Origin of the sequence: uncultured Sphingomonas sp. (assembly GCF_964243315.1) — a bacterium.
GTDB lineage: Bacteria > Pseudomonadota > Alphaproteobacteria > Sphingomonadales > Sphingomonadaceae > Sphingomonas.
In genome coordinates, this window is the sequence record NZ_CAXTEM010000025.1 from 14837 (window position 1) to 38545 (window position 23709).

The 23709-nt window shown below is 66.9% G+C and carries 21 protein-coding genes; 11 read left to right on the top strand and 10 right to left on the bottom strand.

Annotated features, from left to right (window positions below; all coding sequences use genetic code 11):
• Nucleotides 1-187 precede the first annotated feature (187 nt).
• Together ahcY and ACFE77_RS09255 are read right to left on the bottom strand one after the other, a co-directional pair.
• Complete coding sequence (gene ahcY, locus ACFE77_RS09250; RefSeq protein ID WP_375421345.1) at nucleotides 188-1609, bottom strand: adenosylhomocysteinase; 1422 nt, start codon at nucleotides 1607-1609, stop codon at nucleotides 188-190.
• 113 nt (nucleotides 1610-1722) lie between these two features.
• Entirely contained in the window at nucleotides 1723-2283 is a 561-nt protein-coding gene (locus ACFE77_RS09255) for a YqgE/AlgH family protein (RefSeq protein ID WP_375421375.1), read from the bottom strand.
• Between the two features lie 111 nt (nucleotides 2284-2394).
• Between ACFE77_RS09255 and ACFE77_RS09260 the strand changes: the two genes are divergently transcribed.
• The 3 genes from ACFE77_RS09260 to ACFE77_RS09270 all read left to right on the top strand — a co-directional run bounded on the left by ACFE77_RS09260 (nucleotide 2395) and on the right by ACFE77_RS09270 (nucleotide 5164).
• Nucleotides 2395-2874 (top strand): peroxiredoxin, encoded by a 480-nt coding sequence (locus ACFE77_RS09260; RefSeq protein ID WP_375421346.1) that lies wholly within the window; start codon nucleotides 2395-2397, stop codon nucleotides 2872-2874.
• 251 nt (nucleotides 2875-3125) lie between these two features.
• A complete protein-coding gene (locus ACFE77_RS09265) occupies nucleotides 3126-4574 on the top strand; it encodes an AMP nucleosidase (RefSeq protein ID WP_375421347.1) in 1449 nt (482 codons plus the stop codon).
• A gap of 59 nt (nucleotides 4575-4633) precedes the next feature.
• Nucleotides 4634-5164, top strand: a complete 531-nt coding sequence (locus ACFE77_RS09270) for a hypothetical protein (RefSeq protein WP_375421348.1) — start codon at nucleotides 4634-4636, stop codon at nucleotides 5162-5164.
• Between the two features lie 217 nt (nucleotides 5165-5381).
• On the opposite strand, the gene ACFE77_RS09275 is transcribed toward ACFE77_RS09270, so the two are convergent.
• From ACFE77_RS09275 to ACFE77_RS09290, 4 genes are all read right to left on the bottom strand, one after another.
• Nucleotides 5382-6143, bottom strand: a complete 762-nt coding sequence (locus ACFE77_RS09275; protein WP_375421349.1) for an alpha/beta fold hydrolase — start codon at nucleotides 6141-6143, stop codon at nucleotides 5382-5384.
• Nucleotides 6124-6570, bottom strand: a complete 447-nt coding sequence (locus ACFE77_RS09280; protein ID WP_375421350.1) for a GFA family protein — start codon at nucleotides 6568-6570, stop codon at nucleotides 6124-6126. Before ACFE77_RS09280 ends, ACFE77_RS09275 begins: the two co-directional genes overlap by 20 nt.
• 16 nt (nucleotides 6571-6586) lie before the next feature.
• Nucleotides 6587-7615, bottom strand: coding sequence for an aspartate-semialdehyde dehydrogenase (locus tag ACFE77_RS09285; RefSeq protein WP_375421351.1), 1029 nt, complete (start codon nucleotides 7613-7615; stop codon nucleotides 6587-6589).
• Between the two features lie 62 nt (nucleotides 7616-7677).
• Nucleotides 7678-9933 carry a DPP IV N-terminal domain-containing protein gene (locus ACFE77_RS09290; protein WP_375421352.1) on the bottom strand — a complete coding sequence of 752 codons (2256 nt, stop codon included), beginning with the start codon at nucleotides 9931-9933 and terminating at the stop codon, nucleotides 7678-7680.
• A 196-nt stretch (nucleotides 9934-10129) separates the two neighbouring features.
• Between ACFE77_RS09290 and ACFE77_RS09295 the strand changes: the two genes are divergently transcribed.
• The 5 genes from ACFE77_RS09295 (at nucleotide 10130) to ACFE77_RS09315 (ending at nucleotide 14311) form a co-directional block, all read left to right on the top strand.
• Nucleotides 10130-10792 (top strand): DUF6975 family protein, encoded by a 663-nt coding sequence (locus tag ACFE77_RS09295; RefSeq protein ID WP_375421353.1) that lies wholly within the window; start codon nucleotides 10130-10132, stop codon nucleotides 10790-10792.
• Nucleotides 10793-10877: 85 nt separating this feature from the next.
• Nucleotides 10878-11732 carry an AAA family ATPase gene (locus ACFE77_RS09300; RefSeq protein ID WP_375421354.1) on the top strand — a complete coding sequence of 285 codons (855 nt, stop codon included), beginning with the start codon at nucleotides 10878-10880 and terminating at the stop codon, nucleotides 11730-11732.
• 332 nt (nucleotides 11733-12064) lie between these two features.
• Nucleotides 12065-12625 carry a CHAP domain-containing protein gene (locus ACFE77_RS09305; protein ID WP_375421355.1) on the top strand — a complete coding sequence of 187 codons (561 nt, stop codon included), beginning with the start codon at nucleotides 12065-12067 and terminating at the stop codon, nucleotides 12623-12625.
• Nucleotides 12626-12821: 196 nt separating this feature from the next.
• Nucleotides 12822-14000 carry a VWA domain-containing protein gene (locus tag ACFE77_RS09310; protein WP_375421356.1) on the top strand — a complete coding sequence of 393 codons (1179 nt, stop codon included), beginning with the start codon at nucleotides 12822-12824 and terminating at the stop codon, nucleotides 13998-14000.
• A 59-nt stretch (nucleotides 14001-14059) separates the two neighbouring features.
• Nucleotides 14060-14311: a hypothetical protein gene (locus tag ACFE77_RS09315; RefSeq protein WP_375421357.1), complete on the top strand. Its 252-nt coding sequence runs from the start codon at nucleotides 14060-14062 to the stop codon at nucleotides 14309-14311.
• 9 nt (nucleotides 14312-14320) lie between these two features.
• Here the strand turns inward: ACFE77_RS09315 and ACFE77_RS09320 are convergent, their stop codons facing one another.
• A complete protein-coding gene (locus ACFE77_RS09320; RefSeq protein WP_375421358.1) occupies nucleotides 14321-15409 on the bottom strand; it encodes an anhydro-N-acetylmuramic acid kinase in 1089 nt (362 codons plus the stop codon).
• Nucleotides 15410-15500: 91 nt separating this feature from the next.
• Between ACFE77_RS09320 and rimO the strand changes: the two genes are divergently transcribed.
• Complete coding sequence (rimO, locus tag ACFE77_RS09325) at nucleotides 15501-16832, top strand: 30S ribosomal protein S12 methylthiotransferase RimO (protein WP_375421359.1); 1332 nt, start codon at nucleotides 15501-15503, stop codon at nucleotides 16830-16832.
• On the opposite strand, the gene ACFE77_RS09330 is transcribed toward rimO, so the two are convergent.
• Nucleotides 16814-17818 (bottom strand): WalW protein, encoded by a 1005-nt coding sequence (locus ACFE77_RS09330; protein WP_375421360.1) that lies wholly within the window; start codon nucleotides 17816-17818, stop codon nucleotides 16814-16816. The genes rimO and ACFE77_RS09330 overlap by 19 nt on opposite strands.
• A complete protein-coding gene (locus tag ACFE77_RS09335; protein ID WP_375421361.1) occupies nucleotides 17815-19557 on the bottom strand; it encodes a sensor histidine kinase in 1743 nt (580 codons plus the stop codon). Before ACFE77_RS09335 ends, ACFE77_RS09330 begins: the two co-directional genes overlap by 4 nt.
• Nucleotides 19558-19738: 181 nt before the next feature.
• Between ACFE77_RS09335 and ACFE77_RS09340 the strand changes: the two genes are divergently transcribed.
• A complete protein-coding gene (locus ACFE77_RS09340; RefSeq protein ID WP_375421362.1) occupies nucleotides 19739-20206 on the top strand; it encodes an Lrp/AsnC family transcriptional regulator in 468 nt (155 codons plus the stop codon).
• Between the two features lie 380 nt (nucleotides 20207-20586).
• Here the strand turns inward: ACFE77_RS09340 and ACFE77_RS09345 are convergent, their stop codons facing one another.
• On the bottom strand, nucleotides 20587-21978 hold the full coding sequence (locus ACFE77_RS09345; RefSeq protein ID WP_375421363.1) for a DNA recombination protein RmuC: 1392 nt from the start codon (nucleotides 21976-21978) through the stop codon (nucleotides 20587-20589).
• Nucleotides 21979-22043: 65 nt separating this feature from the next.
• Between ACFE77_RS09345 and ACFE77_RS09350 the strand changes: the two genes are divergently transcribed.
• Nucleotides 22044-23705 (top strand): formate--tetrahydrofolate ligase, encoded by a 1662-nt coding sequence (locus ACFE77_RS09350; RefSeq protein ID WP_375421364.1) that lies wholly within the window; start codon nucleotides 22044-22046, stop codon nucleotides 23703-23705.
• The last annotated feature ends 4 nt before the right edge of the window (nucleotides 23706-23709 follow it).

The following is a 23709-nucleotide window of genomic DNA, read 5'->3' on the forward strand; positions in this document are numbered from 1 at the left end:
CATGATCCGAACGGCAGCGGGACAAGTGCATCGCCCTACCCTAGGCCAAGTCGATGCCCCCGGGGAAGCACCCTCGGCCGATTGCGCAGCGATGCGCACCAGCCGGCATGACCCCGCCGACAGGACAAAGCCACGCACGGTCTCCCGTACGTGGCTTTGCAGCACCACCCCAGAAGGGGGCGGCAGATCAGTAGCGGTAGTGATCCGGCTTGAACGGTCCCTCGACCGGCACGCCGATATAGCCCGCCTGCTTCGGGGTCAGCTTCGAAAGCTTCACGCCGAGCTTCTCCAGGTGCAGCGCCGCGACCTTCTCGTCGAGATGCTTGGGAAGGACGTAGACTTCGTTCTTATACTCGTCGCCCTTCGTCCACAGCTCGATCTGCGCCAACGTCTGGTTGGTGAAGCTGGCCGACATCACGAACGACGGATGGCCGGTCGCGCAGCCGAGGTTCACCAGACGGCCCTTCGCCAGGATGATGATCTGCTTGCCGTCGGGGAACTTCACCAGGTCGGTGCCCGGCTTCACTTCGTCCCACTCGTAATTGCTGAGCGCCGCGATCTGGATCTCGCTGTCGAAGTGACCGATGTTGCAGACGATCGACATCGGCTTCATCGCCTTCATGTGATCGGCGGTGATGACGTCGGCATTGCCGGTCGCGGTGCAGAAGATGTCCGCACGCTCGACCGCCTCGTCCATCGTCACGACCTCGAAGCCTTCCATCGCCGCCTGCAACGCGCAGATCGGGTCGACTTCGGTCACCATCACGCGCGCGCCGCCGTTGCGCAGCGACTGAGCCGAACCCTTGCCGACGTCACCGAAGCCGGCGACGCAGGCGACCTTGCCGGCGAGCATCACGTCGGTGGCGCGACGGATCGCGTCGACCAGCGATTCCTTGCAGCCATAAAGGTTGTCGAACTTCGACTTGGTGACGCTGTCGTTGACGTTGATCGCGGGGAAGGGCAGCTCGCCCTTCTTGGCGATCTCGTACAGGCGGTGGACGCCCGTGGTAGTCTCTTCGCTCACGCCCTTCAAGTTCTTGACCGTCTCGGTCAGATACCCCGGATACTTCGCGATATACGCCTTCAGCGCGCGCTGGAACTCGACCTCTTCGTCGTTCTCGGGCTCGCCGAGCGAGTGTCCGGCCTCGAGCTTGGCGCCCCACAGCGCGAACATCGTCGCGTCGCCGCCATCGTCGAGGATGATGTTCGCGGTCTCACCGGTGGTGCCCGCACCCCAGTTGAAGATGTCGCCCACATAGTCCCAATAGTCGGCCAGGCTCTCGCCCTTCACCGCGAATACCGGCACGCCGGTCGCGGCGATTGCGGCGGCGGCGTGGTCCTGGGTCGAGAAGATGTTGCAGGTCGCCCAACGCACGTCGGCGCCAAGCGCGGTCAGCGTCTCGATCAGCACCGCGGTCTGGATCGTCATGTGCAGCGACCCCGTGATCCGCGCGCCCTTCAGCGGCTTGGACGCGCCGAATTCGTCGCGCAGCGCCATCAGGCCAGGCATCTCGGTCTCGGCGATCTCGATCTCCTTGCGCCCGAAAGCGGCAAGCGAGATGTCCTTCACGACATAGTCGACGGTCTCGGCGGCAAGAGCAGTGGCCACGCGAATTCTCCTGGAAATGCATAGGTCGGCGGGCCGAATGCCCGTGCCGGTTGCTGCGCCACATAGAAGGTGCGCACCGTCGAATCAAATATAAAGATATCTTTATATGACGATCAGGCGGTGCCCGTGTCCGCCACCAGCAGCCGCGGGTCGACCCCGGCGCCATGAAATGCACGCGTCCAGCGCAGCGCGGCCGGGGTGTCGTAAAGCAGCGCCTCGTCGCCGACGACGTTGAACCAGCCCGGGCTCGCCAGCTCCTCCTCGAGCTGCCCGCCGTCCCAACCGGCATAGCCGATCGCCGCGACCCAGCGCGTCGGCCCGCTGCCGTCGGCGATCGAGCGCAGCACGTCGATCGTGCTCGACAGCGCCCAGCGGCCCGCGACGTCGATGCTGTCCTGCCCGCTCCAGTCGAGCGAATGGAGGATGAAACCGCGGCGGGTCTCCACCGGGCCGCCGAAATGGATCGGCACGTCGGGCGCGGCGCCGTGCGCGATCTCGAACTGGTCGAGCAGATCGTGGAACGTCAGCCCCTGAATCGTCGCGCCGAGCCCGATTCCCACCGCGCCGCTCTCGTCGTGCGAGCACATCGCGATCACCGCATGCTCGAAACGCGGATCGTGCATGCCGGGCATCGCGAGAAGGAACTGCCCGGAAAGAAAGCGATTATCGGTCATCCCCTGATCATAACCACCGGCGCTCTTACTCGCCATCTTGAATTCCGCCGCGCAACCGAGAAAGGGAAGCCCTAACGCCGCGATCCCGCGGTGCAGCGATAAGGATTCATCATGACGATCAGCGTCGGAGACCGACTGCCCAGCGCAACGCTCGTGAAGGTCACGGACAGCGGCCCCGACCAGGTCGAGACCGACGCGTTCTTCGCAGGCCGCAAGGTCGCGTTGTTCGCGGTGCCGGGCGCCTTTACCCCGACCTGCTCGGCCAAGCACCTGCCCGGCTTCGTCGAAAAGCGCGCCGATCTGCTCGCCAAGGGTATCGACGAGGTCGCGTGCACCTCGGTCAACGACGCCTTCGTGATGGGCGCGTGGAGCAAGTCCGCCGACGCCGCCGGCATCACCATGCTCGCCGACGGCAACGGCGCCTTCGCCGAAGCGCTCGGGCTGACGATGGACGGCTCCAAGTTCGGCATGGGCACCCGCAGCCAGCGCTATTCGATGATCGTCGAGGACGGCGTCGTGAAGCAGCTGAACGTCGAAGGCCCCGGCGAATTCAAGGTCAGCTCGGCCGAGTATCTGCTCAGCGGGATCTGATCGACGCCCCGTCACCTCGGACTTGATCCCCTCCATCTAGTGTCCCCGCGAAGGCGGGGACCCAGTACTGGGCTCCCGCCTTCGCGGGAGCACATACGGGTCGCAAGAGATCGCAACGATCCGGCTGAAAGTACCAGCGTCGAGCAGATCCGGGGTGACGGAAGCTCGTGACCCGATCGCATCGGGGACCGGCCAACAGACGCCCCCCCCCGACTCTTGCCACTGCACCGGTCGCCGCGTAACGCTGCCCGATGTCCACCGCATCGCATATCGTCGCCGAACTCGACCGCCTCTACCGCGCTTCCGTCGATCGTCTCCAGGCCGCGCTGACCGCCTATCTCACCGGCGGCACCCAGCCCGATCCCGCCGCGCGCACCGATGGTTCCTTCGCCTATCCCGAGATCCGGCTCCACTATCGCGGGGCCGACGATCGCCCGACGCCGCTGCGCTCCTTCGGTCGCCTCGTCACCCCCGGCGACTACCGGATCAGCGTCACCAAGCCCGGCCATTTTGCGGATTACCTAACCGAACAGCTGACGCTGCTGATCGAGGATTACGACGTCGAGGTCGAAGCGGTGCCGGGGCGGCAGGAAATCCCCTTCCCCTACGTCCTCGATCCCGGCCACGCATTAAGCCTCGACCAGGTCTCCGCGACCGAACTCGCGCGCTTCTTCCCCGCGACCGAACTCGCGCACATCGGCGACGAGATCGCCGACGGTCTCTGGTTCGGCGACGATGCCCGTCCGCTCGCGCTGTTCGATGCGCTGCGCACCGATTTCTCGCTCGCCCGGCTGCGCCACTACATGGGCACGCCGTCCGAACACGCGCAGCGCTTCGTGCTGTTCACCAACTATCATCGCTATGTCGACGAATTCGTCCGCTGGGCGGTGGCGCAACTCGGCCCCGATGCTGACGGCAACCCCAGCCGTTTCACCGCGGTATCGGGCGCCGGCAACGTCGTCGTGAAGGCGGGCGAGGACCCCGACAAGCTCGTCACCGACAGCGCCTGGCGCCGGCACCAGATGCCCGCCTATCATCTGATGGCCGACGATCGCACCGGCATCACTCTCGTTAATATCGGCGTCGGCCCGTCCAACGCCAAGACGATCTGCGATCATCTCGCGGTGCTGCGCCCTGAGGCGTGGCTGATGATCGGCCATTGCGGCGGCCTCCGCCCGTCCCAGCGGATCGGCGATTACGTCCTGGCCCACGCCTATCTCCGCGACGATCACGTGCTCGACGACGTGCTCCCGCCCGAGATCCCCGTCCCCGCGATCGCCGAGGTACAGGTCGCGCTCGCCAAGGCGGCCGAGATCGTCTCCGGCCAATCGGGCGAGGAACTCAAGCGCCGGCTGCGCACCGGCACCATCGTCACCACAGACGACCGCAATTGGGAACTACGTTATTCCGCGTCGGCGCTGCGCTTCTCGCTGTCGCGTGCGGTCGGGATCGACATGGAGTCCGCGACGATCGCCGCCCAGGGTTATCGCTTCCGCGTCCCCTACGGCACGCTGCTCTGCGTGTCGGACAAGCCGCTCCACGGCGAACTCAAGCTCCCCGGACAGGCCAACCGCTTCTACGAACGCGCGATCAGCGAACATATGCGGATCGGGATCCAGGCGTGCGAGCAGTTGCGGCTGGAGGGCGCAAAGCTGCACAGTCGCAAGCTGCGCGCGTTCGACGAGCCGCCATTTCGCTGATCCGGAAACCAACGGCTCGTCGTGCGTTACGGCTGCGAATCAATCCAGGGAGCCTGACCATGGCCGACACGCCCGACACCCCCAAGACCGACGCCGACAAACCCGCAGCCGCCCGTCGCCGCGCCCCCCGCGCGACGACCCGCAAGCCTGCGGCACCGCGCAAGGCACCGGCCGGCAAGTCGGCGGGCGAAGGCGAGGCGAGCAAGCCCGACACCGCCACCAAGTCAGCTCCCGCAAAGGCCGCCGCACCCAAGTCCGCCGCGAAAGCCGTCAAGCCACGCTCCACCAAGCGTGCCACCCCCCGCACCCCCGCACGCAAGCCGACCAAAGTCGGTGCCGCGACCAACGCCGCTAAGGGTGCGGTCGATCGTGCGGGTGACAAGGTCGGCGGCAAATGGGGTCTCGCCGCGATCGCGGGTGGCGTCGCAGCCGCCGGTGCCGCCGCCGCAGCCCTGCTCTCGCTGCGCGGCAGCACACCCAAGCTGAAGCCGGTCACCGACGCCAAGGGCGCGCACCAGCCCGACGGCAGCGATTCTTCGAAGTCGTTCGAGGCCGGCATCGCCGACGAGAACACGATCCCGGAGCAGTAAGGACGTCGGGGCGGCTGGTATTCGCGCATAGGCCTTCCTGGCTCGACGCGCAGGCAAACTCCAGCCGACCCATCTTGTGCTCCCGCGAAGGCGGGAGCCCAGGACCAAGCAGAACCAACCGCGTTGTAATCCTTGACACTGGATCCCCGCCTGCGCGGGGACACAGCTCACTCGGGTCGACGGGGCTGTGGAGCGTCAGGCCCTGCCACGCTTGCGCTCATCCAGCCAGAAACGCCGCCATCGCTGCGCCAAGCTCCGGCTTCACCACCGCACTCATGTGCCCGCCCGGCACTTCGGCATATACCGCATTCGGCAGCGCTGCAGCCAGGTCGGGTGCCGATCCGTTGTCCTCGTCCTCGACGCCGCACAGCACCTGGATCGGCATCGTGAACGTCTTCAACGTCTCCAGCGGTGTGCCTGCGAAAGTGTTGATGATCCCCAGCAGCGCCACCGGATCACCGCCGGTCGTCTTCAGAAATGCCTCGACCATCCACGCCGGGCTGCCGCGTTCGTGCTTTCCGAGGTTCTCCAAGATGCCGCGGAAATGCCCGGCGCGGCGGTCGACATCGGTCAGCCCTTCCAGCCCCATGCCCGACAGGATCACGCGCCCCGGCCGCGCGCCCCTCGCCAGCATCCGCGACGCAGTCCGCGCCCCCAGCGAATAGCCCCCGAGATCATAATCCTCGAGCCCGAGATAATTAACCAGAGCCAGCGCGTCGTCGGTCAGGATGTCGCGCGGATAACGATCGAGATTGTGCGGCTTGTCGCTCGAGCCATGCGCGCGGAAGTCGAGCATGATGACTCGAAAGCCCTTCGCCGCCACCGCATCGGCATGGCCATAGCGAAGCCAGTTGGTCACCGAGTCCGACATGTAGCCGTGCAGCAGCACCACCGGCCGCCCCGCGCCGACCTCGCGGCACGCCAGGCGGACGCCATCGCCAGCGGTGAAATAGTGCGGCTCAGCTAGGGAGATGGCCAACGCTGTCGATCCACTTCTGCGCAATGCGCGTGTTTTCCTCGGTGCGTTGCTCCGGCAGCCCGCGCGTGTCGAGCCACGCGTCATGGCGGCTTTCAACGCCGGAATGGCTGACGGGAACGAACACGCCGGCGTCGTCGAAGCTGCCAACGGTCAGGTCGAGCTGGTGATGATCGTCGCCCTCATAAGTCAGCGACGTCCCGCATGCCGCACAGAAGCCGCGCTGCGCGAACGGCGACGAGCGATACCGATCGGGCGCCGCCGCGGTCCATTCAACGTCCGCGACCTCGACCAGCTTCAGTGCCACCGAAACCCCGCCGGTGGCGCGCTGGCACATCCGGCAATGGCAGAGATACGCCTCGCGATCGTCGACCGTGACCTTGTACCGGACCCGCCCGCACTGGCATCCGCCGGTCATCGTTTCGCGCATCGCCTGCCTCTCGCCGTTACGCCGCCTTCTTCAGATGCCGCCGCCCGAGCAGTTCTGCGATCTGCACCGCGTTCAACGCCGCACCCTTGCGAAGGTTGTCGCTGACGCACCACAGCACCAGGCCGTTGTCGACGGTCGGATCCTCGCGGACGCGGCTGACATAGGTCGCGTCGTCGCCCGCCGCCTCGATCGGCGTGATGTAGCCCCCATCCTCATGCTTATCGATCAGCATGATGCCCGGCGCCTCGCGCAGGATCCGCTTCGCCTCCGCGGCGGAGATCTCGTCGTGGAACTCGATGTTGATCGCCTCCGAATGGCCGACGAACACCGGCACCCGCACGCACGTCGCGCTCACCTTGATCTTGGGATCGAGGATCTTCTTGGTCTCGACCACCATCTTCCATTCTTCCTTGGTCGATCCGTCGTCGAGGAAGCTGTCGATGTGCGGGATCACGTTGAACGCGATCTGCTTGGTGAACTTGTTCGCAACCGCAGGGTCGCCGACGAAGATGTTGCGGCTCTGCTCGAACAGCTCGTCCATCCCGACCTTCCCCGCGCCCGACACCGACTGGTAGGTTGCCACGACGACCCGCTTGATCCGCGCCTTGTCGTGGAGCGGCTTCAGCACGACGACCATCTGCGCGGTCGAACAATTCGGGTTGGCGATGATGTTCTTCGCCAGATAGCCGTCGATCGCGCCGGCGTTGACCTCGGGCACGATCAGCGGAACGTCGGGGTCCATCCGGTAGAGCGACGAATTGTCGATCACCGTGCAGCCCGCCGCCGCGAACTTGGGCGCATAGACCGCGGTCGCTTCGGACCCGATCGCGAACAGCGCCATGTCCCAGCCCGCCGGATCGAAATGCTCGACGTTCTGGACCTTCAGCATCCGCCCGGTGTCGCCATATTCGATCTGGTCGCCCTGGCTGCGCGACGACGCCAGCACCGCGATCTCGTCCGCCGGGAATTCCCGCTCGGCGAGGATGTTGACCATCTCGCGCCCGACATTGCCCGTCGCGCCCACGACCGCGATCCGATAGCCCATAACCTAGTCCCTTATGCTGCGGGCGCCCCTTAACCCCGAGGCGCGCGCGGTGCCAGCAAGCTTTAGTTGGCCGGCCCGTTCTTCTCCGGCACGTTCTTCACGGTTCGATCGAGGAAACGCAGGATCGTGCTCCACAGATGCTCGCTGATCCCCGGCCCCGCCACGCGGTGCGTGTAGCCGGGGTAGAACATCATTTCGAACGGCGTGTTCGTCTCTTGCATCCGCGCCGCGACCTTGGTCGAGTTGTCGAGGAACACATTGTCGTCGGCCATGCCGTGGATCAGCAGCAACGGATCGCGGATCTTGTCCGCCTCCGCCTCCGCCACCGCCGCCGACGACGCATAGCTTTTCGGGTCCTTCGCGGGGTCGCCCAGATAGCGTTCGGTGTAATGGGTGTCGTAGAGCTGCCAGTCGGTCACCGGCGCGCCCGACACCGCCGCGGCATAGACGCCCGGGTTCTTCTGGAGCATCTTAAGCGACATATACCCGCCATAGGACCAGCCATAGGTCGCGATCTTCGCGCCATCGACGAACGGCAGCGACTGGAGATAGCGGGCGCCGGCGAGCTGATCCTCGACTTCGACCGTCCCCATGCCGTGATAGATCTGGTCCTCGAACGCCTTGCCGCGATTGTACGACCCCCGATTGTCGACCTTGAAATAGATCCAGCCCTGATCGACCAGGAACTGCGGCAGCGCCCCCCGCCACCCGCGGGTCACGATCTGGCCGGTGCCGGGGCCGCCATAATGTTCGAAGAACACCGGGTATTTCCGGCCCGCGACCAGCGGCGGGGTGATCATCTCCCAGTAGAGCGCCGATCCGTCCGCCGCCTTGATCGTCCCGAACTTGGTCGGCTGATGGCTCTGCAGGAACGGCGCATAGGGGTGCGTACCCGCCACCGCATTCTCGTTGATCCACGCCAGCCGCGTGCCAGCCGCGTCGGCGAGGTACACCTGAGGCGGCTGCGCGGGGTTCGACCGCGTCACGATAAGCCGGGTCGCCGCGCCGTCCATCGTCGCGCTGTTGGTCCAGCCGCGCTCGGTCAGCCGCACCGGCTCGCCCCCGCGCGCGAGGTCGATCGTGTAGAGCTGCTGTTCGAGCACGTCGTCCTTGGTCCCGGTAAACCAGATCTTCCCACGCGTCTCGTCAATGCCGACCAAGTTGGTCACCACCCAGCTGCCCTTGGTCAGCTGGGTCCATTTGCCCGCCTTGCTCCACCGATACAGATGCCCGAAGCCGTCGCGCTCGGACCGCCACAGCAGCCCGCCGTCCTTCAACGGCCGGTAATCGTCGGACAGGTTGATCCAGCTGCGCGCACCCGCCTTCTCGGTGAACAGCACCGTCGATCGACCCGTCGCCGGATCGACCCGCAGCATGTCCAGCGTCTTCTGGTCGCGGCTTTCGCGCTGCACCAGCAGCGTCGATCCGTCCGGTGTCCAGTCGACACGCGCCAGATAGATGTCGGAATCGCGCCCGAGATCGACCTTTACCCGCCCGCTGCCGTCGGGCTTCATCACGTACAGCTCGACCGCAACGTTGGGCGTGCCCGCGGCGGGATAGCGCTGCTCGTAGGTCTTGGTCCCGGTCGCGCCGATCGACGCCCGGGTCACGACCTGCACCGCGGCCTCGTCGAACCGCTCGACCGCGACGTGGCGCTCGTCGGGGCTCCACCAATAGCCGGTGCGGCGATCCATCTCCTCCTGCGCGACGAACTCCGCCTCACCGAAATGAACCGTGCCGCCGCCCTCCTTGGTCAGCGCGAGCGCGGTGCCGCCGTTCAGCGGCTGCACGAACAGGTTCTGGTCGCGCACGAAGCTGACATAGCCGCCCTGCGGCGACACTACCGGGTTCAGCTCGCCGCCCGGCGTCTCGGTCAGCCGCCGCGTCTTGCCGTCGAGCCCCGCGAGGTAAAGATCGCCGTCGAGCGGCACCAGGATGGTCTTGCCGTCCGGCGCCCAGTCATAGCCGACGATCCCCTTCGATCCCGCGATCCGCGCGCGCTCGCGCTGCATCTTCTCGGCTTCGGTCAGCTCCGCGCCCGATCCGACCTTCTTCGAATCCACCAGCATCCGCTCGGCGCCGCTGCGGGTATCGCGCGCCCACAGGTCGAGCCGCTCCTTCTCGTCGGCACGCGGGCGCAGGAAGGTCAGCAGCGATCCGTCCGGTGACAGCTTCAGCGCGCGCGGCTGCGGCCCCGACAGGTCCGGATTGCCGAACACACGAGCGAGCGTCAGGTCGCCCCGCGCGGCGGTCTCGTCAGCAGCCATCGCGGCGCTCCCCACCGACGTCAAGGCAAGTCCAAGCACCCATGCACGCATCCCGTCTCTCCGTGGTCGACACCCGGCGATCGCCGGGGCCGGCGCGTTATCGCGGCCAATTTGCCCCAGGTAAAGCGCGTCGCGGCAGCGTTACCCGGCCATAAACCGCGTCTTTACGCTGTTCGGTATAGAAGGCGGGCTCACAACCAACGTGCGCGGCATTCGGGCCGTGCGAGCTACGAAGCATCGGGGACCCATGCCGTTCGACACCGCACAAGCCGGCTGGCAGGCGAGCACCTGGGAATTCCTGGTTCGCCTGGCCGCGAACGACGGCAGCGCCACGCACTGCCATGTCGCCCGTCTCGCCGCCGCCGACGCGGTCACGCGTAACCTGTCCGACGCGGTGCACGCGATCTGCGCGATCCACGGCCACCCGCCGGGGCTCGCCGGCGATGCGATCACCGCCGCCGTACAGCCCGATGCCGCCGACTGGCTCGACGAGATCGCACAAGCCTTCGCCGGCGAGCGTGCCTGGATCGCACGTCTTGCCGCCGCCGCCGGGCCCCTGCCCTCCACGCCCGGCCAGGCCGAGACCGAAGCCGCGCTGATCGGCGAACGTCATACCCTCGAGATGCTGGCCCGATCCGATCGCCGCGGCTGCGCGACCGGCGCGGCCGCCGCGCTCGTGCTCGACTGGATCGCGATCCGCGCCGTACTGGAGCGCGCCGCAGACCGCTTCGCCGTGGAGATACCCGTCTGCCGATTGCCGATCGAGGCCGAGACCGCGACGACAGTCGCGATGCTCGGCTCTACCCCGGCCACCGAACGCGCGATCACCTTCGGCGCGCAGCAACTCCTAGCCCAGCACCGTGGCCTCTGGTCGCTGCTCGAAGCCCGCGCCAGCGCCCGCGAGGCCTGAGCTCGCTTAGCCGATCGGCGCACTTGCGCGCCGCGGCGCTTTGAGCCAATCGCGTACCCGATCTTCGAACGAGACGGGACGAACGATGAAGCGCTTCGACGGCACCCAGAGCTATGTCGCGACCGACGACCTGAAGGTCGCGGTCAACGCCGCGGTCACGCTGCGCCGCCCGTTGTTGGTGAAGGGCGAGCCCGGCACCGGCAAGACCGTGCTGGCCTACGAGATCGCCAAGGCGGTCGGCGCGCCGCTGATCGAATGGAACGTGAAATCGACGACCAAGGCGCAGCAGGGCCTCTACGAATATGACGCGGTCGCGCGGCTCCGCGACGGCCAGCTCGGCGACGAACGAGTCCACGACATTGGCAACTATATCCGCCGCGGCAAGCTGTGGGAGGCGTTCACCCAGCCCGCGCCGCCGGTGCTGCTGATCGATGAGATCGACAAGGCCGACATCGAATTCCCTAACGATCTGTTGCAGGAACTCGATCGTATGGAGTTCCACGTCTACGAGACCAAGGAGACCGTCCGGGCGGTCGAACGCCCGATCGTCGTAATCACCTCTAACAACGAGAAGGAACTGCCCGACGCCTTCCTGCGCCGCTGTTTCTTCCACTACATCAAGTTCCCGGATCGCGCGACGATGCAGGCGATCGTCGACGTCCATTTTCCCGGCATCCAGAAGATCCTGGTGTCGAAGGCGATGGACATCTTCTACGACGTCCGCGACGTGCCCGGCCTGAAGAAGAAGCCTTCGACCAGCGAGCTGCTCGACTGGCTGAAGCTGCTTCTCCACGAGGACATGCCGCTCGAAGTCCTCCAGAACCGCGACCCCACCAAGGCGATCCCGCCCCTCCACGGCGCGCTGCTCAAGAACGAACAGGACGTGATGCTGTTCGAACGCCTGGCGTTCATGGCGAAGCGCCAGCAGAACCGGCCGTAAAGAGTCGCAGCACCCTCCGGTGTTGTGCTCCCGCGAAGGCGGGAGTCCAGTACTGTGTCCCCGCCTTCGCGGGGACACAATAAGCGGGGCGTATCGGTCTACGGCCACACAAGTTTTTACCACCCCGGCGAAGGCCGGGGCCCAGTTGGGAGACGCTCGTGACAGCACGAAGCGCTCCGTTACCTCAACCTCCGCAACTGGGCCCCAGCCTCCGCCGGGGAACCAAGATGTGCGAAACAAGCTCTACCTTCCCCGCACCCGCACATTAGCGTACCATCAACCCCGCCTCGCTAACGACCGGCAAGACCGGCGATGCGACAAGGGGGGTCACGATGCGCAAGCTGTTACCCAGTACCGCCCTCGCGCTCCTCGCCGCCAGCGCCGCGCCTGCATCGTCGCTCCTCGACTATGTCGGCCAATGCGTGCCCTTCGCCCGAGCCGCATCCGGGATCCGGATCTACGGCGACGCGTGGACGTGGTGGGGTCAGGCCGATGGCCGCTACCAGCGCGGCAGCAAGCCGAAGATCGGCTCGGTGATCGTTTTCGAAAAGACCGCGCGCCTGCCGCTCGGCCATGTCGCGGTCGTCAGCCGCGTCGTCGAGAAGCGCGTGGTGATGCTCACCCACGCCAACTGGTCGCGCACCGATACCGGCGCCCGCGGCCACGCCGAACAGGACGTCACGCTGTTCGACGTCTCGCGCGGCAACGACTGGAGCAGCGTCCGGGTCTGGTTCCGCGGCGTCGAAGGGCTCGGCGGCGGCATCTACCCGGTCCACGGCTTCATCTACGGCACCACGATCGACGGCGAAAAGATCGCACGCCCCGCGCCCAGCCTCTCGTCACGGCAGCCCGATTACGTCGGCGCGCTGATTGACGCCTACGTCCCGCACTGATCGCCATGTCCCCGCGGAGGCGGGGACCCAGTACTGGGCTCCCGCCTTCGCGGGAGCACAATCGGCATCGGACGAACCATCCCTTGGTCCACCCCCTGTCCTACCTTCCGCTTTTCTGTCATCCACCCTCGACGACACCGTCACGCCGCCTCTCACGCGCGTGGTGCGACTTTTGTGACTCTTGAAGGCCGGACCGATGTTCCTGAACTTCCTCGACGAGCTACGGTCCGCGGGCATCCCCGTGAGCATGAAGGAGCACCTGATCCTGCTCGAAGCGCTCGACCGCGACGTGATCGATCGCACCCCCGAGGATTTCTACTATCTCGCCCGCGCGGTGTACGTGAAGGACGAGGGGCTGCTCGACAAGTTCGACCAGGTCTTCGCCAAGGTGTTCCGCGGCATCGCGACGACCTTCGGCACCGAGAATGCCGAGATCCCCGCCGACTGGCTGAAGGCGGTCGCCGAGAAATATCTCACCCCCGAGGAAATGGCCGCGATCCAGTCGCTCGGCTCCTGGGACGAGATCATGGAAACGCTCAAGAAGCGTCTGGAGGAGCAAGAAAAACGCCACCAGGGCGGCAACAAATGGGTCGGCACCGGCGGTACCAGCCCCTATGGTAATTCGGGCTACAACCCCGAAGGCGTGCGGATCGGCGGCGAGAGCAAGCACGGCCGCGCCCTCAAGGTCTGGGACCAGCGTGAGTTCAAGAACCTCGACAACACCCGCGAGCTCGGCACCCGCAACATCAAGGTCGCGCTCCGCCGCCTGCGCCGCTTCGCCCGCGAGGGCGCCGCCGACGAACTCGACATCGACGGTACGATCGACGGCACCGCACGCCAGGGCTGGCTCGACGTCCGCATGCGTCCAGAACGCAAGAATGCGGTCAAGCTGCTCCTCTTCCTCGATGTCGGCGGCTCGATGGATCCTTGGGTCAAGCTCTGCGAGGAACTGTTCTCGGCGGCGACGTCCGAGTTCAAGAACCTCGAATTCTTCTACTTCCACAATTGCCCGTACGAGGGCGTATGGAAGGACAACACGCGCCGCTTCGCCGAGCGCACGCCGATGTGGGATGTCCTCCACAAGTTCGGCCACGATTACAAGCTGGTGTTCGTCGGCGACGCGTCGATGAGCCCTTACGAGATCACGCACCCCGGCGGCTCGGTCGAACACTTCAATGAAGAGTCCGGCGCGACCTGGATGCACCGGCTGACCACCACCTATCCCGCGGCAGTCTGGCTCAACCCGGTCGCCGAGCAGCAATGGGGCTACTCGCAGTCGGTGAAGATCCTGCGCGAGCTGATGAACGACCGCATGTACCCGCTGACCCTCGCCGGTCTCGACGACGCGATGCGGGAACTGACCCGCAAGCGCTGAGCGGGTCTTGGTGCCGTGCGGGCGTTGCGGTATAAGGATGAACGACTGGAGGATTTCGCATGCGTCACCTCATCCTGATCGCCGCCCTCGCGCTGCCGTCCGCCGCCTCCGCGCAACAGCGCCTCGTCACCCGCGACGGCAAGCCTTGCTTGCCGAGCGCCACGCTCGTCGACGGCAAAGGGAGCAAGCCCGCGATCCGCAAGCTTGGCGAGATGCCGGGCGCCTCGCAGATCCTCGCCGTCTACCGCACCGTTGACAAATGCCCCGAGCCCGTCGTCCTGCGCAGCGGCATCGGCGCGGCGCAGAAATAGGGCGGCCGCTCACCGCCGATCGTACAAAACCCCACCGGTCATCGGCTCGGGCACACCTGTCGTTCCCGGAAAGCTGATCGGCAAGCCCTTCAACCGCCGCACCGCCATATAGGCGAAGCCCTCCGCCTCGATCGCATCCCCGTTCCACCCCAGCGCGTCGGTCGGCTGGATCGTCAGCCCGGTTCGTGCCGCGATCATCGCCAGCATCGTCGCATTGTGCCGCCCGCCCCCTGCGACCAGCAACCGCACCGGCCGCGCCGGCAGGTGATCGAGTGCCAGCGCCACCGTCGCTGCGGTGAAGGCGGTCAGCGTCGCCGCGCCGTCAGCCGCCGACAGCCCCCGCGCCGGCTGGATCGTGAAATCGCTCCGGTCGAGCGACTTGGGCGGGGTCAGGTCGAACCAGGGATTGTCGAGCATCGAATCGAGCACGGTCTCGTCCACCCGCCCGCCGGCCGCCAACGCACCCCCCGCATCGAACCGGGACCCGGTCTCCGCCTCGACCCAGCTGTCGATCAGCCCGTTCGCCGGTCCGGTATCGAACGCGATCAGCGTGCCGTTCCCGCCGACATAGGTGATGTTGGCCACCCCGCCGAGGTTGAGCACCGCGACCGGCCCGGCAAGATCCCGCACCAGCGCCGCGTGATAGATCGGCAGCAACGGTGCGCCCTGCCCGCCCGCCGCGACATCGGCCGACCTGAAGTCCGACACTACCGCGATCCCGACCGCCGCCGCCAACGCCGCGCCGTCGCCGATCTGCCACGTCCAGCCGCGATCCGGGCGATGCGCGATCGTCTGTCCGTGATAACCGACCACCGCAACATCGGCCGCGTCGATCCGTGCGTCCTGCAGCAGACCTCTAACCGCCTGCGCATGGATCCGCATGCTGAGCTCCGCAGCCGCGCTGATCACGGCATCGTCGCCGGGCCGCTCGAACGTCAATGCCCGCGTCGTCGCCGCGCCGAGCTGCGCCCGCGCCGAATCCGCATAGGGCTCGCCCCGGAATGAGATCGGCCGGACCACGCCTTCGCCATCGGTTTCGATCAGTGCCGCATCCACGCCGTCCAGCGACGTTCCCGACATCAATCCGATCGCAAGCATCGCCAGTCTCCCCGATCCGCCTTCGCCATCCGACGCCGATTATGCAAGCGCTGGAAAAACCGCGCCCGCTCGCCTATGTGACCGCGCTCCCATGGCAACGATACTCCCCACCCCGCCGAAGATCGGCATGGTCTCGCTCGGCTGTCCGAAGAACCTCGTCGACAGCGAACGGATCCTGACTCAGCTGCGCAGCGACGGCTACCGCATGTCGCCCGATTACGCGGGCGCCGACGTCGTGCTCGTCAACACCTGCGGCTTCCTCGATTCGGCGAAGGAGGAGAGCCTGGAGGCGATCGGCGAAGCGATCGCGGAGAATGGCCGCGTTATCGTCACCGGCTGCATGGGCAAGGAAGCCGATGTGATCCGCACGCGCTTCCCCGGCGTGCTCGCAATCACCGGCGCGCACGAGTACGAACAGGTCGTCGGCGCGGTTCACGACGCCGCCCCGATCCCGCCGTCAGCGTTCCTCGATCTGGTGCCCGACGCCGGGCTCAAGCTCACCCCACGTCACTACAGCTACCTGAAGATTTCCGAAGGCTGCAACCACCGCTGCGCCTTCTGCATCATCCCGTCGCTTCGCGGCGATCTGGTCAGCCGCCGCCCCGACGCAATCCTCCGCGAAGCCGAGAAGCTCGTCGCTGCGGGCACCAAGGAGTTGCTGGTCATCAGCCAGGACACCTCGGCCTATGGCGTCGACCTGCGCCATTCGGTGTGGCCGTTGAAGTCGGGCGGCGAGGTTCGCGCGCACATGACCGATCTGGCACGCGAGCTCGGCCGCATCGCGCCCTGGGTCCGCCTCCACTATGTCTATCCCTATCCGCACGTCGATCACGTCATCCCGCTGATGGCGGAGGGGCTCGTGCTCCCCTATCTCGACATCCCGTTCCAGCATGCCGCGCCGTCGGTGTTGCGGCGAATGAAGCGGCCCGCGAACGACGCCAAGGTGCTCGAACGCATCCGCGGCTGGCGCGCGGTCGCGCCCGACATCGCGATCCGGTCGACCTTCGTGGTCGGCTTTCCCGGCGAGACCGAGGAAGACTTCCAGTATCTGCTCGACTGGCTCGAAGAGGCGCAGCTCGACCGCGTCGGCGCCTTCCGCTTCGAGCCCGTCGAGGGCGCTGCCGCCAATGCGTTGCCCGATCAGGTGCCCGAGGCGGTGAAGGAAGAACGCTACGCCCGGATCATGGAGAAGACCGCCGCGATCTCGACCGCGAAGCTCTACGCCAAGATCGGCCGCACGCTCGATGTCATCATCGATGCGGTCGACGACGAGGGCGGCGCGACTGGTCGATCCGAAGCCGATGCGCCGGAGATCGACGGCGAAGTATTCCTGCGTGATGCCGGCCACCTGAAGCTCGGTGACATCGTGCCGGTCACGATCGAGGATGCCGACGAACACGATCTCTACGGCGTACCCGCCTGATCGCTGGCGGCGATGATCTCTTCGATCGTCGTCGCCCGCACCCCCAGCCGGTCGAGATGCGCCAGCATCGCCTCCCACCACCGCCAGAACCGCGCCAGATCGGCGGCATCGCGCACATAGGGCGTATTGCCGGGCATCAGCGTTGGCGAATGGAACGAGAAGTTGAGCAGCCGCTCGCCATCGCCGGCCGCCACGGTCACGGCTTTAAGCGCATCCGCGATCGGCATATCCTCCGGTGTGAGCGCGACCCGCTGCAACAACCCGCTCCGCGCCGCCGCCCCGCGCCCGCGCGGCACCCGTCCGAGCGCCCGGTACAACCCGGGGCCGACGCCGCGCAGCCTGCCGGTAAACACGCTCGTCAACGGCAGCTCGATCATGCCCTGGACCCGGTAAGCCGCATTACCGAGCGTGCCGAAGTCGGGGCCGAGATCCGCACGATAATCGTATCGCGCCCGCACCGAGCTATCGATCGCAAATCCCTGTTCCCGCAGCAATTGTAGCGTCCTCGGACCGATTCCGTAGCGCCCGCCGCGATAGATCCGTGGCGTCCGGCCGAAGCCCTCGCGAAGCAGGCCGGTGAGCGCCGCCAGCTTCGCCCTCTCCTCCGCGACGGGCAGGTTGCCGGCATAGCTGTCACCCGGGACCGCGGCGGCATAGGGCGGTGTCACCCAGGCGTGGAGCTGCGCCCCGATTTCGCTGCGCCCGTCCGCCGCCACGCCGCGGAGGATGTCGACCGCGCGGGCGTCGCTCGCCACCGGGTGATCGACGAAACAGGCGAGCCCGACGCTCCGATCGGCGAACCACCGATGCGCCGCGGGGAAAGCGCTCATCGCAGCAGTCGATCGATTGCGTGGGTCGAGCGGCGCGCGCCAGTCGAACTCCTCCTCGACATCGACGCACACCAGGAACCGCGTGCCGAACGATGCTGGCCATGTGATCAGGCTGTCCGGTGCCGGCGGCGGCACTCGGTACGGCAATGGCGTCAACGCGCCGCCTGATCCATGCGCGCCACGCCAGCGATCGGCAGCCGCAGCGTCAGGCTATCGGCCCCGATCGTCAGCGCCCCGCCGAGCTCGACCGCCAAATTGCGTGACAGCCGGATCGCGAACCCGGTGCCGAGCAGCGGCGCATCGTCATCCACCGCTTCGACGCCGATGCTGAGCAACCCCTCGTCCGCATCGGTGACAAGCGAAGCGGGTCGATCGAAAGCCAGTGTTGCTGCGTCGCCGTCAGGTCGATCGAGCCGGACCCCGATCGTTTCTTCCGCGCGCGCCGCAGACACCAGCGTCGCCAGCAATCGCGACACCAGCCGCTCCACCGCGCGATCGTCGGCGAGCACCAGTGCGTCATCGTCCGCTTCGAGCGCAACCACAGCCCTCCGCAGCGCTGCCAGGGGTGCGAGATCCGCGATCACGCGCTCGATCATCGGCAGGAACGCGAAGGCGGTCGGGCGCAGATCGAGCGCGCCGCCCTCGATGCGTGCCGCGGTATCCAGATCCTCGATTGCGGCGATCAGTCGCGCGGCCTGGTCCCGGATCACGATCGCTCGCTCCCGATAGGCGGCATCGACCGGGCCGAGCAATTGCGCCTCGATCAGTTCCGCGAACCCCGAGATCGCGTTGGCGGGCGTGCGCAGCTCGTGAACCAGTTGACGCAGCGCGTCGGACGCCGCCTGCCGATCGATCGCCGGCTCGCATCGCTCGTCTAGGCGCGGTCGCCGCGCCGTGGCGCGCAGGCCGATGAAGCGCCCGGTCCGCTCGTCGAACGCCGGCGCTCCCGATACCCGCCAAGAACCGGCGGCATCCGAATGGCCATCGATATCGATGCGCGCGTCGGTGAAACGCGCGCGACGACGCAGTGCCCCGCTCATCACCGCGTCGACGCTGACCATGCCCTGCCGCACCGCATGCGCGAGCGACAAGCCGACCAGAGCGGCGGGCGAGACGCCATCGACCTGCACCACCACGCCGGCGGCATCGGTGGCGAGGCGGAACGAGGCGGCGCGAGGTGTATCGGAGGGCGGCGCAACGGGCTGCTCCTCCCGCTTCCGGTTGAACGCGTCGATCCGCGCGACGAGGTCGGCGATCTCGAACCGATCTCCGGTGGCGGGCTCGACCGCCGGTGCTCGCGACTGACGCAGTGCCTCCGCGACGAGCGGCAGGCCGCGCGCGACCACGCCCAGCGCCACGAACGGCGTCGCGCTCAGCGGGATATCCGCGGCGGGCTCGGTAGGCGCGATCGGCGTCGCCTCGTCCGGTGCCCGTTCGCCCTCGACAGCATCGTCGTTGGCCGGCGCATGGTTGGGCAGCACGAAATCGGTCGACCCGAAACTCTCGAGCGCGCGCACCACCTCGCCGGGCAAGTCACGACGATTGCGCAAGATCGACCGCCCCGCCGGGGTCAGCCGCGGCAGCATCGCGGTCCATTCCTTCGCCGGCAAGGTCGCGGTCGACAGCACCGCCGCCGACACCGGCAGCACGTCCTCGGCGAAGAAACCGACGAGCCGCGCGCCGGGCGTCGCGAACGCCAGCGACCGGGCGCTCGCCGCCCGCACGGCCACCGGCACCACATCGCGTAGCATCCGCAAGCGCGCGATCGCCGGCTCGTCCGCGACGACGCGCCCACGCCCGACCAGATCGACCAGCTGCCGCCACGTCGCCTGCGCGCCAACACCGCTGGACACGTCGGCCGCAAGTACCGTGTTCAGGCTGTCGTCGAAGCGCACATCTATCCCTTGAAACTGCCGGTCTGCCGCAGCCGTAATTCCTTACCGCCGCCTTTGCCGATGCCCAAACGAAAGAAATCCGCACCGTCGCATTGTGGGACAATTGCGTTTCGCCGCAATATTCTTATCACGGCAACGGGTCGCCGGCGCGTATCGGCAAGTAGGCGGGGAGCGCAGCGCAATGGCTTTCGATCGTATCGACCGGCAGATCCTGTCGCTGCTGCAGGGCGACGGGCGGATGACCAATGTCGATCTCGCCGAGCGCGTCGGTCTGACCGCGCCGCCTTGCCTGCGTCGGGTCCGCGCGCTCGAGGAAGGCGGCGTCATCCGCGGCTATCATGCCGATCTCGACGCCGCGAGCCTCGGCTTCCCGATCACCGTGTTCGCGATGGTGTCGCTGCGCAGCCAAGCCGAACATGATCTTACCGCGTTCGAGGCCCACGTCGCCGCGATCCCCGAGGTCCGCGAATGTCACATGCTCAATGGCGAGATCGACTTCATCCTCAAGATCGTCGCGAGCGATCTGAAGGGCTTTCAAGAGATCCTGACCACCCACCTCACCCCCGCGCCCAACGTCGCCAGCGTGAAGACCTCGCTGACGATCCGCACCGCCAAGGCGCTGTCCGGCATCCCAGTCAGCGCCGACTGAGGCGCGTGGCTACTCGGCCGCTTCCTCAAACATTATAATGTCCGCCCAAGCTGATTCCGTTCGTTCCGAGTAGCCGTTGAGTAGCTCCGCAAGGGGTGTATCGAAGGACTGGTTGGCGCGCGGAACCTGTACCTCGATACGGGTTCTCGATACGCTCCTTGCAGGAGCTACTCGAGCCCTACTCGGCACGAACGGGTAAAGTAGACATCATCATGCCCTATAGCGGGATGAAATCGCATTTCCCCACTCCGTCATCCCCGCGCAGGCAGGGATCCATACTGGCTGGCTTCGGTATGTAACCGCAACGCTTGCCAGTCTGGATCCCCGCCTGCGCGGGGATGACGAGCAAAGTGGCTGGTTCTACTTGAAGTCATCATGCCCTAACGCTGCTCGATCAGCGCCCCCGCTTCGCCGTGAGCATCGCCATAGCGGGCGAGCGCCTCGACCGGCTGCACCTCCTCGATCTCGCGCGCGCCGGTCTCGATGTTCAGGTCGCGAAACTTGCGCGCGCTCACCAGCGCCCGGCTCTCGAAGCTGCTGACGAAGCTGTTATAGTTGTTCACCGCCGACGTTAGCCCGCCGCCGACCTTGCGCAGATCGCCCGCCGCCTTCGCCAGCCGGTCGTAGAGCTCCTTACCCAACTCGCCGATCCGTCGCGCCTCGTCGGCGAGCTTCTCCTGCCGCCACACCGCCGAAACGGTCCGCGCGATCGCGATCAGGTTGGTCGGGGTCGCCAGCAGCACCCGCTTCTCGAACGCGAAATCCCACAGGGTCGGGTCATGTTCGAGCGCCGCCGACAGGAAATGCTCGCCGGGGACGAACATGATCACGTAATCGGGCGCGTCCTTGAACTGGCTCCAATAGGCCTTGTTGCCGAGCCCGTTGACGTGCGCGCGCATCGACGTCGCGTGCAGCCCGAGCCCGCGCACCCGCTCGCTGTCGTCCACCGCCCCGAACGCGTCTTGATAGGCGTTAAGCGACACCTTGGCGTCGATTACGAGCGCCCGCCCGCCGGGCACGCGGATGATCGCGTCGGGGCGCAGCCGCCCGCCCTCGTCCCCGCCGGAAACACTGACCTCGGTCTGGAAATCGGTGTGTTCGCTCAGGCCGCAGGTCTCCAGCACGTTCTTCAGCTGCTGCTCGCCCCAGCGCCCCCGCGATTTAGGTGCATTACGCAGCGAATTGACCAGCTTGGCGGCCTCGGTGCTGACCTTCTCCTGGCCGAGCCGCATCTGTTCGATCTGGCCCTTCAACTCGCTGAACGCACCCTTGCGCTCGGTCTCGACCTTGCCGACCGCCTCCTCGTAGCGTTGCAGCCGGTCGCTCACGGGTTGCAGCATTGATTTCAAATTCTGCCCCGCCGTCTCCTCCGACTGGCGGAACCGCGCATCGGCCCGCTCCAGGAACGTCCGCTGCGCCTCGCCGAGCAGCTTGTTGGCGACCTCCCCGAACTGCGCGGTCATTGCCTCACGGGCTTGCTTCAGTTCCGCGAGCGTCGCCTGGTGCGCCGCGTCGCGCTCGCCGGTCTGCGCGCGAAGCGCCGCCAGCTCTTGCATCGCATCGTTGCGCTCGCGCTCCACCGCATCTCGCGCCTGTCGCACCAGTTCGGCATCCGCGGCGCGGCTCTGCGCCACCGCCAGGTCGCTCGCCAGCGCCGATGCGCGCCGCCCCGCCACCAGCCACCCGATCGCCAGCCCGGCGACGAGCGCCAGAAGCGCAGCCAAAAACAACTCGATCACCACTCGTCCCCACTCGTTCCGTGGCAGGAACATAGATTGAACATGCGCGCAGGAACAGAGGATAGTTGCCCCGCCGAAATGCTGCGGTAGACAGCCGCATGCTATCCGACATCGAGATTTCGCGCGCCGCCGCGATCCGGCCGATCCAGCAGGTCGCCGACCGCGCCGGCATCCCCGCTGACGCCGTCGAGCCCTATGGCCGCCACAAGGCGAAGATCGACGTCGACGCGCTCGGACCCGACGACGCGCAAGGCAAGCTGATCCTCGTCACCGCGATCAACCCCACCCCCGCCGGCGAGGGCAAGACCACCACCTCGGTCGGGCTTGCGGACGCGCTCAACCTGCTCGGCAAGCGCACGATGCTGTGCCTGCGCGAACCCTCGCTCGGGCCCTGCTTCGGCACCAAGGGCGGCGCGGCGGGCGGCGGCTATGCGCAGGTGGTGCCGATGGAGGACATCAACCTCCACTTCACCGGCGATTTCCACGCGATCACCAGCGCGCACAACCTGCTCGCAGCGATGATCGACAATCAAATCCACTGGGGCAACGCGCTCGACATCGACGTGCGCCGGATCGTCTGGCGCCGCGTACTCGACATGAACGACCGCGCCCTCCGCGACATCGCCCAGTCGCTGGGCGGCCTCGCCAACGGTTTTCCACGCGAATCGGGGTTCGACATCACCGTCGCCTCCGAAGTCATGGCGATACTCTGCCTCGCCGACGACCTCGCCGATCTGGAGGCGCGACTCGGCCGCATCGTTATCGGCTACACCCGCGACAAACGCCCGGTCACCGCGCGCGACCTGAAGGCCGACGGCGCGATGGCGGTGCTGCTCGCCCAGGCGATCAAGCCCAACCTCGTCCAGACGCTGGAGGGCAACCCCGCCCTCGTCCATGGCGGCCCGTTCGCCAACATCGCGCATGGCTGCAACTCGGTGATCGCAACGCGTACCGGGCTGCGGCTCGCCGATTATGTCATCACCGAAGCCGGCTTCGGCGCCGATCTCGGCGCGGAGAAATTCCTCGACATCAAGTGCCGCCAGGCCGGGCTGCGCCCCGCCGCGGTGGTGATCGTCGCGACCGTCCGCGCGCTCAAGATGAACGGCGGCGTCGCCAAGGCGGATCTCGGGCGCGCAGACGTCGACGCGGTCCGGCGCGGCGGGGTCAATCTCGTCCGCCATCTCGAGAACATCCGCCAGTTCGGGGTTCCCGCGGTCGTCGCGATCAACCGCTTTCCCACCGACACCGACGAGGAACTCGCCGCAATCGCCGCGATCGCGGCCGATCACGGGTCGGAAGCGATCGTCTGCACCCATTGGGCCGATGGCGGCGCCGGTGCCACCGCGCTAGCCGAGCGCGTCGTCGCGCTCGCCGACGGCATCTCGCAATTCGCGCCGCTCTACGACGACGATCTGTCGCTGTTCGCCAAGATCGAAACCGTCGCCACCCGCATCTACCGCGCCGAGGCCGCAGTCGCCGATCCCGCGGTCCACGCGCAGCTCGCGCGCTGGGAAGCGGCGGGGCATGGCCACCTGCCGGTCTGCATGGCCAAGACGCAGTACAGCTTCTCAACCGATCCCGCCGCACTCGGCGCTCCGACCGGCCATATCGTCCCGGTCCGCGAGGTGAGGCTCTGCGCCGGCGCCGGCTTCGTCGTCGCGATCTGCGGCGAGATCATGACCATGCCCGGCCTGCCCCGCATGCCCGCGGCGGAATCGATCCGGTTCGACGATAAGGGACAGATCGAAGGGCTGTTCTAAATTC

Coding starts and splice junctions, on each gene's coding strand:
- ACFE77_RS09290 (WP_375421352.1), bottom strand. CDS start 9,933: ATGCGTGCATGGGTGCTTGGACTTGCCTTGACGTCGGTGGGGAGCGCC.
- ACFE77_RS09285 (WP_375421351.1), bottom strand. CDS start 7,615: ATGGGCTATCGGATCGCGGTCGTGGGCGCGACGGGCAATGTCGGGCGC.
- ACFE77_RS09345 (WP_375421363.1), bottom strand. CDS start 21,978: ATGTTCCTGCCACGGAACGAGTGGGGACGAGTGGTGATCGAGTTGTTT.
- ACFE77_RS09350 (WP_375421364.1), top strand. CDS start 22,044: ATGCTATCCGACATCGAGATTTCGCGCGCCGCCGCGATCCGGCCGATC.
- ACFE77_RS09310 (WP_375421356.1), top strand. CDS start 12,822: ATGTTCCTGAACTTCCTCGACGAGCTACGGTCCGCGGGCATCCCCGTG.
- ACFE77_RS09255 (WP_375421375.1), bottom strand. CDS start 2,283: ATGACCGATAATCGCTTTCTTTCCGGGCAGTTCCTTCTCGCGATGCCC.
- ACFE77_RS09280 (WP_375421350.1), bottom strand. CDS start 6,570: ATGCGCGAAACGATGACCGGCGGATGCCAGTGCGGGCGGGTCCGGTAC.
- rimO (WP_375421359.1), top strand. CDS start 15,501: ATGGCAACGATACTCCCCACCCCGCCGAAGATCGGCATGGTCTCGCTC.
- ACFE77_RS09305 (WP_375421355.1), top strand. CDS start 12,065: ATGCGCAAGCTGTTACCCAGTACCGCCCTCGCGCTCCTCGCCGCCAGC.
- ACFE77_RS09270 (WP_375421348.1), top strand. CDS start 4,634: ATGGCCGACACGCCCGACACCCCCAAGACCGACGCCGACAAACCCGCA.
- ACFE77_RS09300 (WP_375421354.1), top strand. CDS start 10,878: ATGAAGCGCTTCGACGGCACCCAGAGCTATGTCGCGACCGACGACCTG.
- ACFE77_RS09260 (WP_375421346.1), top strand. CDS start 2,395: ATGACGATCAGCGTCGGAGACCGACTGCCCAGCGCAACGCTCGTGAAG.
- ACFE77_RS09315 (WP_375421357.1), top strand. CDS start 14,060: ATGCGTCACCTCATCCTGATCGCCGCCCTCGCGCTGCCGTCCGCCGCC.
- ACFE77_RS09265 (WP_375421347.1), top strand. CDS start 3,126: ATGTCCACCGCATCGCATATCGTCGCCGAACTCGACCGCCTCTACCGC.
- ACFE77_RS09295 (WP_375421353.1), top strand. CDS start 10,130: ATGCCGTTCGACACCGCACAAGCCGGCTGGCAGGCGAGCACCTGGGAA.
- ACFE77_RS09320 (WP_375421358.1), bottom strand. CDS start 15,409: ATGCTTGCGATCGGATTGATGTCGGGAACGTCGCTGGACGGCGTGGAT.
- ACFE77_RS09340 (WP_375421362.1), top strand. CDS start 19,739: ATGGCTTTCGATCGTATCGACCGGCAGATCCTGTCGCTGCTGCAGGGC.